The sequence below is a fragment of the Actinosynnema sp. NPDC059797 genome (assembly GCF_042732085.1).
Taxonomy (GTDB): domain Bacteria; phylum Actinomycetota; class Actinomycetes; order Mycobacteriales; family Pseudonocardiaceae; genus Actinosynnema.
The window spans coordinates 1-12750 of record NZ_JBHWIE010000217.1; the positions used below are offsets into that span (position 1 = coordinate 1).

The 12750-nt window shown below is 73.7% G+C and carries 14 protein-coding genes and 1 pseudogene; 10 read left to right on the plus strand and 5 right to left on the minus strand.

Going from position 1 to position 12750, the window contains the following annotated elements; all coding sequences use genetic code 11:
* The first annotated feature begins 334 nt into the window (after positions 1-334).
* From ACFV4N_RS31255 to ACFV4N_RS31265, 3 genes are all read left to right on the plus strand, one after another.
* The gene (locus ACFV4N_RS31255; protein WP_499676224.1) at positions 335-1324 is read left to right on the plus strand and encodes a sigma-70 family RNA polymerase sigma factor; all 990 of its coding nucleotides are present in this window, start codon (positions 335-337) and stop codon (positions 1322-1324) included.
* Positions 1325-1396: 72 nt separating this feature from the next.
* Positions 1397-1909 (plus strand): DUF1360 domain-containing protein, encoded by a 513-nt coding sequence (locus ACFV4N_RS31260; protein WP_499676225.1) that lies wholly within the window; start codon positions 1397-1399, stop codon positions 1907-1909.
* A gap of 52 nt (positions 1910-1961) precedes the next feature.
* A complete protein-coding gene (locus ACFV4N_RS31265; RefSeq protein WP_499676226.1) occupies positions 1962-2180 on the plus strand; it encodes a DUF6343 family protein in 219 nt (72 codons plus the stop codon).
* A 23-nt stretch (positions 2181-2203) separates the two neighbouring features.
* Here the strand turns inward: ACFV4N_RS31265 and ACFV4N_RS31270 are convergent.
* Positions 2204-2353, minus strand: a pseudogene (locus tag ACFV4N_RS31270) (YbhB/YbcL family Raf kinase inhibitor-like protein); the annotation flags it as partial.
* Positions 2354-3180: 827 nt separating this feature from the next.
* On the opposite strand from ACFV4N_RS31270, the gene ACFV4N_RS31275 reads away from it, so the two are divergent.
* Entirely contained in the window at positions 3181-4278 is a 1098-nt protein-coding gene (locus tag ACFV4N_RS31275; protein WP_499676227.1) for a hypothetical protein, read from the plus strand.
* A gap of 271 nt (positions 4279-4549) precedes the next feature.
* On the opposite strand, the gene ACFV4N_RS31280 is transcribed toward ACFV4N_RS31275, so the two are convergent.
* The gene (locus tag ACFV4N_RS31280) at positions 4550-5506 is read right to left on the minus strand and encodes a glutathione S-transferase family protein (protein ID WP_499676237.1); all 957 of its coding nucleotides are present in this window, start codon (positions 5504-5506) and stop codon (positions 4550-4552) included.
* 274 nt (positions 5507-5780) lie between these two features.
* On the opposite strand from ACFV4N_RS31280, the gene ACFV4N_RS31285 reads away from it, so the two are divergent.
* The 5 genes from ACFV4N_RS31285 (at position 5781) to ACFV4N_RS31305 (ending at position 10155) form a co-directional block, all read left to right on the plus strand.
* Positions 5781-6290 (plus strand): hypothetical protein, encoded by a 510-nt coding sequence (locus ACFV4N_RS31285; RefSeq protein WP_499676228.1) that lies wholly within the window; start codon positions 5781-5783, stop codon positions 6288-6290.
* A gap of 291 nt (positions 6291-6581) precedes the next feature.
* Positions 6582-7898, plus strand: coding sequence for an extracellular solute-binding protein (locus tag ACFV4N_RS31290; protein WP_499676229.1), 1317 nt, complete (start codon positions 6582-6584; stop codon positions 7896-7898).
* 4 nt (positions 7899-7902) lie between these two features.
* On the plus strand, positions 7903-8805 hold the full coding sequence (locus tag ACFV4N_RS31295) for a carbohydrate ABC transporter permease (RefSeq protein WP_499676230.1): 903 nt from the start codon (positions 7903-7905) through the stop codon (positions 8803-8805).
* The gene (locus tag ACFV4N_RS31300) at positions 8802-9617 is read left to right on the plus strand and encodes a carbohydrate ABC transporter permease (RefSeq protein WP_499676231.1); all 816 of its coding nucleotides are present in this window, start codon (positions 8802-8804) and stop codon (positions 9615-9617) included. The genes ACFV4N_RS31295 and ACFV4N_RS31300 overlap by 4 nt, the downstream gene beginning before the upstream one ends.
* 211 nt (positions 9618-9828) lie before the next feature.
* Entirely contained in the window at positions 9829-10155 is a 327-nt protein-coding gene (locus tag ACFV4N_RS31305; protein ID WP_499676232.1) for a hypothetical protein, read from the plus strand.
* Between the two features lie 82 nt (positions 10156-10237).
* Here the strand turns inward: ACFV4N_RS31305 and ACFV4N_RS31310 are convergent, their stop codons facing one another.
* Complete coding sequence (locus ACFV4N_RS31310; protein ID WP_499676233.1) at positions 10238-11239, minus strand: oxygenase MpaB family protein; 1002 nt, start codon at positions 11237-11239, stop codon at positions 10238-10240.
* 203 nt (positions 11240-11442) lie between these two features.
* Between ACFV4N_RS31310 and ACFV4N_RS31315 the strand changes: the two genes are divergently transcribed.
* Complete coding sequence (locus ACFV4N_RS31315; protein ID WP_499676234.1) at positions 11443-12051, plus strand: SGNH/GDSL hydrolase family protein; 609 nt, start codon at positions 11443-11445, stop codon at positions 12049-12051.
* 1 nt (position 12052) lies between these two features.
* Here ACFV4N_RS31315 and ACFV4N_RS31320 read toward each other — a convergent pair whose 3' ends face one another.
* Together ACFV4N_RS31320 and ACFV4N_RS31325 are read right to left on the minus strand one after the other, a co-directional pair.
* Positions 12053-12355 (minus strand): STAS domain-containing protein, encoded by a 303-nt coding sequence (locus ACFV4N_RS31320; protein ID WP_499676235.1) that lies wholly within the window; start codon positions 12353-12355, stop codon positions 12053-12055.
* The coding region (locus tag ACFV4N_RS31325) for an ATP-binding protein (protein WP_499676236.1) at positions 12352-12750 on the minus strand (399 nt) is incomplete at its 5' end. The genes ACFV4N_RS31325 and ACFV4N_RS31320, both read right to left, overlap by 4 nt.

The following is a 12750-nucleotide window of genomic DNA, read 5'->3' on the forward strand; positions in this document are numbered from 1 at the left end:
GGACCTGGTCCGCGCCCCGCGGTGCGTCCTGGGACGCGCCGCCGAGTTCGGAACACCACCCGGTCAGGCCATCGACTGGCGATTCGGTACTCGGTCCATCTTTTTGACTACCCCCTGTGCACAGACTTACCCATGCGGTTCCTGTGTTGCAGGTCGCCCCCATACGGGTAACCCGACAGGGAATGCACGTACGTCACGCTCCGTTGAACGAGGTGTCGCTCGATCAGGCACGGACGAAAGCCGCCGAAGCCATCGCGAAATCGCCCGGAAGAGCCATCACCGAAGCGACCCCTCCCCCGTGCCCCAGGGCGGGCCGACCCCCGAAGGAGAAGGCATGTCCTCGACGACCGCAACGAAGACCCGCCCGCAGCGTGCCGACGCGTCCCGTCGGGAGTGGTCGCAGGACGCCGACCTGGTGGGCCACTACCTGCGCGAAGTCGGCGGCACGCCGCTGCTGACCGCCGAGCAGGAGGTCGACCTGGCCCGGCGCATCGAGGCCGGCGTGTACGCCGCCGAGCTGCTGCGCGCCGCCGACGCCGGGGAGAGCCCCGTCATGGAGGCCGACCGGCGCCGCGCGCTGCGCCAGGTCGTGGCGGACGGCAGGCGGGCCAAGGACCACATGATCCGGGCGAACCTGCGCCTGGTCGTGTCGGTGGCCAAGAAGCACGCCTACCGCGGCCTGCCGTTCCTGGACGTGGTCCAGGAGGGCAACCTGGGCCTGATCCGCGCGGTGGAGAAGTTCGACTACGCCAAGGGCTACAAGTTCTCCACCTACGCGATCTGGTGGATCCGCCAGGCCATCGAACGCGGCGTGGCCGAGCAGACGCGGACCGTGCGGCTGCCCGTGCACGTGTTCGAGGAGCTGTCCAAGCTGCGCAAGGTCGAGCGCAAGCTGCGGCTGGAGCTGGACCGCGACCCGACGCCAGAGGAGATCGCGACCACCTCGGGCACGGCGCTGACCAGGGTGGTCGACCTGCTGGCCGCGGGTCGCACCGCGATCAGCCTGGAGACGCCGGTCGGCGACGACGGCGGCACCTCCGTGGCCGACCTGATCGAGGACGCCGAGGCCGTGCAGGCGCACGAGGTGGTCGAGCACAACGGCATGGTGACCGAGCTGCTCAACGTGGTGGACACGCTGCCGCCGCGCCAGGCGCTGATCCTGACCCTGCGCTACGGCCTGAACGACGGCCGGCCGCGCACGCTCCAGGAGGTCGCGGCCGAGGTCGGCCTGACCCGGGAGCGCATCCGGCAGCTCGAGAAGGAGTCCCTGCGGCTGCTGCGCAGCCCCGAGCGCAGCCAGGCGCTGCTCGCCTGGACGGGCTGACTGCGTGCCGGTCGGCGGGTGGACGATCGCGCTACGCGGTTTGAACTCCCGCCGATCGGCAAATCACCGCACATGTCGATCGCCCGGAGCTTCGAACGCATCCGCACCGCCTACTCCAACGGGGAGCAGCGCCCACTGGCGGGGTACCTGTCCGCGATGAGCTCCTACGCCCTCCTGGTCGGGACGGCCGTGCTCGTCGGCCGCCGCACCGGGGCGCGGCTGCCCGAGCAGGTCTCCGCCGGGGACGTGCTGCTGCTCTCGGTGGCCACCCACAAGGCGAGCAGGCTCCTGACCAAGAGCTCGATCACCGCCGCGCTGCGCGCCCCGTTCACCCGGTACGAGGAGCCCGCCGGGGTGGCCGAGGTCAACGAGTCGGCACGCGGCGAAGGCGTCCGCCACGCCGTCGGCGAGCTGGTGACCTGCCCGTTCTGCTCGGGCGTCTGGGTCGCCACCGCCCTCACCGCCGGCCGCGTGCTCGCGCCGCGCGCCACCCGGCTGGGCATGAGCACGCTGTTCGCGGTCGCGGCCTCCGACTGGCTGCACCTGGGCTACGAGGCCGCCAAGCAGCACCTCGCGCGGGGTTGACACCCGCATCGGCGGGCCCCGGCGCGGGTAGCCCACCGCGCGAGGAGGAGACATGACCGAGGAACTGCCGCCGCCCGCGCCACCGCGCAGCGCGCTGACCCTGCGGCTGTGGCTCGCCGGGTTCGGCATCGTGTTCAACGGGGTGGCGGCCGTGCTGGCGTGGCGCGCCGGCCTGACCTGGCCGGCGGTGCTGCTGGGCGTGCTGGCGGTCGTGCTGGTCGTCGACCTGGGCTGGGTCGCCCACCGCAAGCGGCGCGGCGACCCGGGCTGACCCTCGACCCCGGCTGACCTGCGTCAGCGGCCGAACAGGCCCATCAGGGTGCCGCGCGCCAGTACCCGCCCCTCGACCGCGGCCCGCAGGTCGTCGGCAGTGACGCCCTCCCCCGGGCCCAGCGGCCGGTCCACCGCGTAGACCCGGAAGAAGTACCGGTGCGGCACGCCGCCGTCCTCGTGGTCGGCGCGCAGCCGCGTGCGCCGCACGTCGTAGGCGTGGCTACCCGGGTCGGCATGGTCATCCTCCTCCCGGAGTGCGCCCTCGACCCGGGAGCGGGTCCGGGTCTCGGGTGGACGGGGGCCGGCGCGGTCCGGTGTGGACGGCGGTGGGCGGTTGTGGACGGTGCCCGGTCCGGTCTCGTGTGGACACGGTTCGTCGTCACCGCGGCCGGGGAGTGGAGGTCCCGGCGACCCGGGCGGTCCGGGGGCGGTTCGGCACCACATCGCGGAAGAAGACCTCCGCGCCCACCAGCCGAACCGCCCCCTGGTCGGTCGTCGGCGCGGAGGGTCGGGGAATCGGCCAACCCCACGCCGTCGACTCCCCACCGCGCTCCGCGCGCGACCGACCGGATCCGGAGCGGCGTCCACACGGGACGAGGTCCTCGCGGGGGCACCGCCGACAACGCGCCGCGGGCGGCCGACGCGTCCGGGGTGGACCGGTTCACCGCTGGACCAACGGGTTCCGGACCGGCTCCTCGCCTCCCTCCCACCGGTGCGCCGCGGGCGTCCGCGGCGCAACCTGACCCTTCGAGTGCAGCACAGCGGACGGGGTCCGTCCGGTCGGGAGGGCGCATCCCGCGGCATTCCACTCGTGTGAGTGACGAAACCCCTGCTCCGAGGCGCTTCTCGCTGTCCCCCAACGATCCCGCGCTCTGGGACGAGACGTCACACGATCGCGTGGATGATCTTTGCGCCAGGCGTTCGGTGATCATGTGGACCCGCTCGGAGCTGTCACCATGTCTCCGAAACCCGGCCCCCAGCGACAGTCAGGACCCGCCATGAAGACAATCCCGGAATCCCCGGCGACGCCAGCCCACTGGACGTCGCGCCCGCTGCCCGTCCACCTGGTGGGCTCGCTGCCGCACCCGCTGTGCGAGGACGCGAGGGCCGCGATGAGCTGGTTCCTCGGCCACCGCGCCGGCGCGGAGCTGACCGCGCTGCCCTACGACCGCGACCCGCGCTGGATCATCGACTGGCTCGAGGGGCTGGCCGCCGTGCCCGGCCTGGAGCAGGTGCGCGGCGGCGCGAGCCGCGGCTACGACGACATGCCCTACTACCGGATCCGGCCCGGTCACCGACTGCTGCCCGGCGACGTGGCCCCGGGCCGCCCTGCGCAGGCCGAGACGGCGTTCGCGGCGCTGGACGCGCTCGGCACGACTGGCGTCCGGGTGCAGGTGGGCGTCCCCAACTCGCTGGACCTGGCGCTGTTCGCCTCGGGCTCGGTGGAGGCGGCCCGCGACTGGATGCCCGCGGTGCAGGAGGCGGTGGTCGGCGAGGTCGCCGCGCTGGCCGCCGCCTGGGGCGACCGCGTGCAGCTGCAGCTGGAGACGCCGGCCGTGCTCGTGGCCTACCACCGGACCTCGCGCGAGGCGTGGCCGATGCTGACCCGCGACCTGAGCGGGCAGGTGGCGGAGGTGCTGCGGGCCGCGCCGAGGGTCAGCTGGGTGCTGCACCTGTGCTACGGGGACCTGGAGCACGTGCCCGTGTTCGCCCCGTCCGACCTGGAACCCGCGGTCGAGTTCCTCAACGGGCTGGCCGACCTGCTCGCCCGGCTGCGCCTGCCGATGCCGACCGTCCACCTGCCGGTGACCAGCGGCGACACCGCGCCACCCACGGACCCGGCGTTCTTCGCGGCGCTGCGGCACCTGCGACGGGGCGTGGACGTCATCGCCGGCGTGGTCGCCGAGGCGCACCCGGAGGCGACGAGGCGGGCGCTGTCCCTGACCGTGGAGGCGCTGGGCGCGCCGGTCGCGGGCGTGGCGGCGGCGTGCGGGTACGGCAGGCGGACGCTCGACGCGGCGGCGGCCAACATGCGCCTGGCGGCCGAGCTGGCGCGGGAGTGGAGCCCCCTGATGAAGCCGTGCGGGGAGGGCTGACCGACCGACGGCCTCCCCGCACTCGCCACGACAGACGGCCCTCAGACCCCGCCGGCCCCACCGACGACCGTCGGAACCCGCCGGCGCCACCCTCACAACCCCCGGGACCTGCCGGCGCACCACCCGCGCACCCAGGACCGGCCGGCGCGCCGCCCCACAACCCCCGGGACCTGCCGGCGCGCCACCCGCGCACCCGCCGGCGCGCCGCCCACCACCCTCGGGAACGGCCTGCGCCGGCGTCGACCAACGGCCCTCGCAGGACCCGCCGGCGTCAGCGGGACAGCGGCGTGTGAGCCGGGTCGACCGGCTCGCGCACCGGCCCCGGCGGCGTGCCGTCGCCGAACGGCCGACCGCCCAGCGCTTCCCGCCCGTGCGGCGTCACCCACCCGGACAGGTCCGGCCCGGCCGGGACGATGCCGCTCGGGTTGATGTCGGTGTGCACGACGTAGTAGTGCCGCTTGATCTGCCAGAAGTCGACCGTGTCGCCGAAACCGGGCGTCTGGAACAGGTCGCGCGCGTACGCCCACAGCGCGGGCATCTCGGCCAGCTTGTTCCGGTTGCACTTGAAGTGGCCGTGGTAGACCGGGTCGAAGCGCACCAGCGTGGTGAACAGCCGCACGTCCGCCTCGGTAATGGTGTCGCCGACGAGGTACCGCCGGTCGGTCAGCCGCTCCTCCAGCCAGTCCAGCGCGGTCCACAGGCGCGCGTACGCCTCGTCGTAAGCCTCCTGGCTGCCCGCGAACCCGCACCGGTACACGCCGTTGTTCACCTCGGTGAACACCCGCCGGCTCACCTCGTCGATCTCGTCGCGGTGCGCCTCGGGCAGCAGGTCGGGCGCGCCCTCGCGGTGGTGCTCGCGCCACTCGGTCGACAGGTCGAGGGTGATCTGGGCGAAGTCGTTGGTCACCACCGCGCCGGTCGTGGTGTCGACGATGGCCGGCACCGTGATCCCGCGCGGGTACTCCGGGTCGCGCTTGAAGTAGGCCTCCTGGAGGCGCTCGATGCCCAGCACCGGGTCCCGGCCGCCGGGGTCGAGGTCGAAGGTCCACGACCGGGCGTCGTGCGTGGGGCCGGGCATGCCGATCGACAGCGCGTCCTCCAGGCCGAGCAGCCTGCGCACGATGATCGCCCGGTTCGCCCACGGGCACGCGCGTGCCGCGACCAACCGGTACCGGCCGGCTTCGACGGGGAAGCCGTCGCGGCCGTCCGCGGTGATCCGCGTGGTGATGTAGCGGGTGTCGCGGGTGTACTCCTTGCCCTTGACCGAGTAGGTGCCGCCCTGGGCGTGCTCGGGGTTGGCGTCGGAGGCCTTCGAAGCGTCGTCCACACCGCGAGCCTAGCCCGCGGTCGAGGGGCCCGCCGCCCACCGTGAACCTGGCCCCTCAGTGCAGGTCCGTCCCGTCACCCGGCGTGTCCCGGCCGACGAGTAGGGTTGTCCCACCCGCCGCGGCTTTGCCTTGACGGCCGCACCACGGCGGCCGTTCGGAGCACCGGGAGGGTCATTGTCCAGCGGGTGGGGCCAGGAGCAGCTGACGGCCGACCACGGGAGTGGCGACGAGGGCGTCGACGAGGCCGTGGCCCGGTGTCGACGCGCGCTGCGCGACACCACGGTCGCCGACCCCCGCCGAGCCGCCGGCGCCGAAGCCCTCGGCAACGCCCTGGCCAGGCGGTTCCGCCTCAACGACGACCCCGTCGACCTCAACGACGCGATCGCCGCCTACCGGGACGCGCTCAAGGCGCCGCACGCCGACCAGGGCTGGAACCGCACCGCGTGCCAGGTCGCGCTGGCCGACCTGGTGGGCCGCCGCTACGCCCGCACCGGCAGGCGCGCCGACCTGGACGAGGCGATCATCCGCTACCGCACCGCCGTCCGGCGGACCCCGCTCACCGCCCCCGTCCGCCGCACCTACCTGACCCGCTTAGCCGAGGCCCTCACCGTCCGGGGCAAGCTCACCGGCAGCACCCTGGACCTGGCCGAAGCCGCCGACGCCACCGCCGAGTCCACCCCCTGACCCACCGCGTGTCCTCCACTCGGACATCACGTGTCCTCCACTCGGACACCGCGAGTCGTACGCCCAGCACGCGCGAGTCGTACCTCCAGCACGCGCGAGTCGTACGCCCAGAACCACCGAGTCGTACGCCCAGGACCGCCGAGTTCCACGTCCAGGACTCCACGAGCCGCGCGCCCGCGACCAGTGAAATGATCATCCACAGTGGACCGCGATGGGCCATCCGGGCGACCTGGGTGTGACCGGGCCCCGGAGCGGGAACAGTTCCGGTGTCGATCAACGCCGGAGGCGGCCATGCGCGTGCTCCTGCTCATCTCAGCGTCCCTGCTGGCGATCTCGGGCTGCGGTGGCCTGGGCGACCGGCCCGGCGACGCGCCCAACGCCCTGGTGACCATGGGCTTCGGCCTCCCCGACGAGCACGCCACCGCACGCGTCGAGGTCTTCCGCAGCACCTACCCCGACATCGACCTCCGCATCAACGAGGGCGCGTTCGACGAGCAGCAGTTCCTGTCGGCCGTGGCCGCGGGCGACCCGCCCGACCTGGTCTACGCCGAACGCTCCAAGCTCGGCAGCTACGCGGCCCGCGGCGCGGTCCAACCGCTGGACGACTGCCTCGCCCGGCACGACGTCGACCTGGGCCAGTTCCGCGAAGCCGCCCTGAGCCAGGTCACCCACGAGAGCAGGGTCTACGGGGTGCCGGAGTTCTCCACCCTCCGGCTCCTGATCATCAACAACCCGGTGGTGCGCGAGGCCGGCCTCGACCCCGCCGCCCTCACCACCACCGACTGGTCCGCCCTGCCCGCGCTCACCGACCGCCTCGCCCGGCTCGACGGCGGCAGGCCCCAGCGCATCGGCTTCGACCCCAAGGTGCCGGAGTTCCTGCCGCTGTGGGCCAAGGCCAACGGCGCGGACCTGGCCGGCCCCGGCGCCCGCCTGGACGACCCGCGCGTGGTCGAGGCGGTCCGCGCCACCGCCGACCTGGTCGACCGGCAGGGCGGCTGGGCGTCGTTCAAGGCGTTCCGCGACACCTTCGACCAGTTCGGCGCGAACAACCACTACGTGACCGGCCAGCTCGCCGCCATGGTGATGGACTCCTGGTACCTCAACACCCTGGCCACCAACTCACCCGACGTGGACGTGACGGTCGTGCCGTTCACCGACCGGCGGGGCAACCCGCTCACCGACTCCTACGGCTCGGCCTGGGCGATCCCGAAGGGTTCCCGGCACCCCGGCACGGCCTGCGACTTCATCGCCACCATGACCGCGCCGGACACCTGGGTCACCGCCGCGAAGGCCCGCCGGGACGCGCTGGCCGCCGCCGGCAAGCCCTACGGCGGCACGTTCACCGCCAACCGCGTCGCCGACGAGCGCATCCACCGCGAGGTGTTCGACCCCGGCGACAACCGCGTGCTGAGGCAGGGCGTGCCGACCGTGCTGGCGTTGCAGGAGACCGCGTTCGCCGTGCCGCCGAGCCCGGCCGCCAGCGAGCTGGTGCGGGCCTGGGAGGGAGCGGTGAACCGCGTGCTCAACGGGCAGCAGGACGCGCGGGAGTCGATGGCGCAGGCCCAACGCGAAGCCGAGCGCGCGCTCAAGCGCGTGGGCGGGAGGTAGCGCCATGTCGGTCACCAAGCGCGAGGCGCGCGCGGGTTGGCTGTTCCTGTCGCCGTGGATCATCGGTTTCCTGGCCTTCACCGCGGGCCCGATGCTGTTCAGCCTGTGGCTGTCGCTGACCCACTACGACATGCTGGCGCCGCCGACCTACGTGGGGCTGGACAACTACCGCGAGCTGGCCACCGACGAGCGGGTCGGCACCGCGCTGTGGAACACGGTGTTCTTCACCGCCCTGCACGTGCCCTCGCAGATCGTGCTGGCGCTGGGCCTGGCGAGCCTGCTGCGCCGCGCGGGCCGGGCCGCCGGGTTCTTCCGCACGATCGTCTACCTGCCGGTGATGACGCCGCCGGTGGCGCTGGCCGCGATGTTCCTGCTGCTGCTCAACGGCCAGAACGGCGCGGTCAACGCGTTCCTGGGCTGGTTCGGCTTCACCGGCCCGAACTGGACCACCGACCCGACGTGGATCAAACCGGGCCTGGTGGTGATGAGCCTGTGGACCGTGGGCAGCACCGCCGTGCTGTACCTGGCGGCGCTGACCCGCGTGCCGCTGGAGCGCTACGAGGCGGCGCGGCTGGACGGCGCGAGCCCGTGGCGGCAGTTCTGGCACGTCACGCTGCCGGGGATCAGCGGCACGGTCTACTTCACCGCCGTGGTGAACACCATCGCCTCGCTCCAGGTCTTCACCGAGGCGTACGCGATGTTCTTCGGGGCGCGGGCCCGGCAGTCGGCCGAGGGCGACGCGGCGCTGTTCTACGTGATCCACCTGTTCCAGGAGGCCTTCGGGTCGCTGCGCATGGGCTACGCCTCCGCGCTGGCGTGGGGGCTGTTCGCCATCATCGCGGTCGTCACCGCGGTCCAGGTGCGCCTGTCCCGCCGGTACGTGCACTACGAGGGGGACCGGTCGTGAAGCGGCTCGGGGTGGGGGCGGGGCTGCTGGTCGTCACGCTGGCGTTCGGCTACCCGTTCTGGTGGCTGGTCAGCGCTTCGCTGAAGGACCGGGCGCACGTGTTCGACAACGCGCTGCTGCCCCGCCCGTTCTCGCCGGGGAACTACGTCGAGGTGTGGCGGGCGGTGCCGCTGCTGACGTGGGTCGGCAACAGCGTCGCGGTGGGCGTGGCGGCGGCCGCGGCGGCGACGGTCGCCAGCGCGCTGGTGGCGTTCGGCTTCGCGATGTTCCGGTTCCGGGGGCGCGACGCGCTGTTCGGCGTGGTGCTGGCGACGATGATGCTGCCCGCCGCGGTCACCATGGTGCCGGTGTACCTGGAGTGGCACGCGCTGGGCCTGGCGACCACGCAGGTCCCGCTGTGGGCGCAGAACCTGTTCGGCTCGGCGTTCTACATCTTCCTGCTGCGGCAGTTCTTCCTGGGCCTGCCGCGGGAGGTGTTCGACGCGGCCAAGGTCGACGGCGCGAACGCGTGGCGGCTGTTCACCGCCATGGCGCTGCCACTGGCGCGGCCGGGCCTGGTGGTGGTGTTCGTGTTCGAGCTGAAGGCCGCCTGGACGGACCTGATCAAACCGCTGATCTACCTGCGCGAACCGGAGCTCTACACGCTGCCGCGCGGGTTGAAGGCCGTGCTGGACCGGTTCGGCGAGGGCGGCGAGGCGCAGTGGGAGCTGGTGCTCGCGGCGAGCGTGGTCGCCACGGTGCCGATGGTGCTGTTGTTCCTGGTGGCCCAGCGGTACTTCGTGCGGGGTACGGTCACCCAGCACGTGGAGTGAACGCTTCTGCGGCGATGCGTTGCCCCGCGATGAGGGCGCCGGTCGGGAACTGCCCCTGCTCGTGCGGCGCGCGCTCCGCGTGCCCGAGCCCGACAGGCGGCGGTTGCGCGACTTCGCCCGGTCCCTGCCCGAGCCGCCGCGAATCGCCCCTCCCCGACAGCCGCGGCCTCACGAGGAGTATCCCCCGGGTTTCGGTTCCCTCCTGGTGAGGATGCCGGCCCTGCGGAACCTGGGCTGGTACTCGGCGGCCAAGGTGGTGCAGCTGATGTCGGGCGTCTACCCGGCGGCGGCGACGATCGGCGCGGTGGGACGCGGCGTCCGGGAACTCGACGCCGAACTCCTCGGCGGGTTCGCGACCGTGCTCGGGGTCCCGGGCGAAACCCTGCGAGCCCTGACCGGCGTGCGGGGAGCGGTCGGGGGCGGTGAGCGTTCCGCGGCGGCCGCGGACGTGGCCGCGCTGCTCTGGGACGTCCGCCACCTGACCGCGGCGCAGGTGCGCGAGATCTCCGGGTTGGCGGACGCGCTGGGGACGTTCTGACCAGCAGCGAGCGACGAACACCAGGTTCACCGGGTCACGAATGAGCACCTCGAAGAACCCCGGCCCGGGCAAGCCCACGCGATCAGGTGGCAGCCCCCTGTTCGACCGGCCGCGCCGAACGGGGTCGCGGCACCACCGCCGCCTCACGGGCGATGCGCTCGACGGCCTCCCCGAGAGCCGCCAGGACGCGGTCGTCGAACGCGCCCTCCGGCACCCCCGCCAGGTCGGCGTGCTCGTCGGTCAGCGCCCGCCGCACGAACCCGGGCACGGCCGCGCGCAGCTCGGCGGGCACGTGCTCCTGGTAGCTCCCGATGGTGGCGCGGGTGAGCTGGACGGCCGCCTCGCTGGGCCCCCACTCGTGGGCGCGGACCTCGTCCCACAGCTCGCGCGCCTCGGCCGCGGAGTCCGGCAGGTACTCGTCGGGCACGCCGAGGAAGTGGGCGATGATCCGCCAGGCGTAGTGGTGGTCCTCCCGCTCCTCCTCGGTCGTCGGGACGCCGACCCTGGCCAGCGCGTCCGGGCCGCCCACGGAGAGCGTGAGCACCGCGCCCGCGACGTTCAGCTGGGACAGCGGCGGCTCCGCGCCGTCCCACCGGCCCACGCGCGGCAGCAGTCGCCGCACCGCCGCGTGCGCCAGGCGGGTCCGCGAGCACAGCGGGGCGATCCGGGCGCCGCTGAACGCCTCGGGGTCGGCCAGCCCGGTGAACAGCCGGGCGGCGCGGGTCGGTCGCCGGTGCGGCAGGCCGAGTTCGCGCGCCGCGCGCAGGGCCCGCGCGCTGGGCGGCGACAGGTAGGTGCCGACGAGCCCGGCGGTCGCCTGCACGGCGGCCAGCCCGGCGCCGCGCCGCCGGAAGAACGACGCGATCCGCCGCAACCGCTCGGGCCTCACCCACGGCGGCAGCCTCGGCACGCCCTCCAGGAACGCCCGGACCGGCAGCGCGTCCGCCCGGCCCGGGACGGACAGCGGATCTGCGGTCCCGGGGTCGAAGCGCCCGGCGTCGACCAGGTCGGCCACGGCGGCGTCGGCGCGGGGGTCGCCCATGGAGCTGAGCGCGTCGCGGTAGGTGAGGTAGGACAGGCGCACGTCGGCTCCGTGGTCGGGGGGCGTTCCGGCTCACGACCCTCCCAGGACCGGCCGGTCGGGCAAGCGGGCGTCGCCGAGTTCACCCGTTCCGGTCGCGGCGGGCGCGTCACCACGTGATCGGGAGGTCAACGGCCCGACGTCCTAGGGGTGTGACGCAAGTAGCAATGGGATCATCTCAAGGTCGCGAAGCGTTGTACCTGGTGATGACGAAAACTCTCCGCTTCCGCGTCTTCGGCGACTCGCTCGCCTTCGGCGTCGGGTGCACGAGCGCCGAGCAGACGTTGGGCCACCGGCTGGCCGACGCGCTGCGGGCGGACGGGCACCACGTGGACCTCGGGGTCCACGCGGTCTCCGGCGCGCGGTCGATCGACCTCGCCGAGCAGGTGCGCGAAGCCCTGCCCGGCGGCGTCGACCTGGCGCTGCTCGTGATCGGCGCGAACGACCTGACCTCCTTCACCCCACCCGCGATCGGCGCCCGGCTGCTGCACGACGCCGTCGCCAACCTCCGCCGGGCCGGCGCCGCGGTCGTGGTGGCGACCGCACCGGACCTCGGCATCGTCTCCCACGTCCCACCCGCCTACCGCGAGCTGGTCTCGCGGGCCAGCGAGATGTACGCGCGGGTCCAGGCCGACGCCGTCCGGCTGGCGGGCGGCACGGTGGCGACGGTCGGCCCCGAGCTGTTCGCAAGGTTCAAGGCCGAGCCGGCGCTGTTCTCCGGCGACCGCTTCCACCCCTCCCCCGCCGGGTACGCGCTCATCGCCGACGCCCTCGCGCCGCACGTGCGGTGCGCCGCCGCGGACCGCGCCGCGTAGGTCACGTCGCGGCCTGATCGACCTCCACCAGCTCGGTCAGGCCGCACACCCGGAACAGGGGCAGCAGCAGCCTGGCGGCCACGACCCGGATGTGGTCGGCGTGGTCGAACAGCACGTTGAGCGCGGCGCTGTCCAGGTAGTCGACGGCGGTGAGGTCGACGGTCAGCTGCTCACCGCCCGCCACGCCCGCCGCCACGGCGTCGGCGAACCCGCCGACGTTGGACAGGTCGATCTCACCCGACGCGGTCAGCAGCGGGCCGCCGTCGGGCGTCCGGGAGGGCACCAGGGCGAGTTCTGCGGTCATCGCGGGATCCTCACGTCCATCTCGACGGTCGTGCCGGTCGGGCCGGGGACGACGGCAAGCTCCGCCACGAGCGCGCGGATCACCTTGATGCCCCGGCCGCGGTAGCCGCTCGTGTCGGGCTCCGCCGGCCGCCACCGCCCGTCGTCGGTCACGGTCAGGTTGAGCCGGTCCGCCGCCACGGACGCCTCCAGTCGGACCACACCGGCGGGCACGTCGCGGTAGGCGTGCTCGACGGCGTTGGCGCACGCCTCCCCGGCGGCGATGAGCACGTCCTGGACCTGTTCCCGGTCCAGCCCGCAGCGGTCGAGCCAGGCGCGCAGCGCGTGCCGGGTGGGCGCCAGCTCCGAGGCGCGCGCCGGGAACTCCACGACCAGCGGCGCGGGGAGGCACGAGAG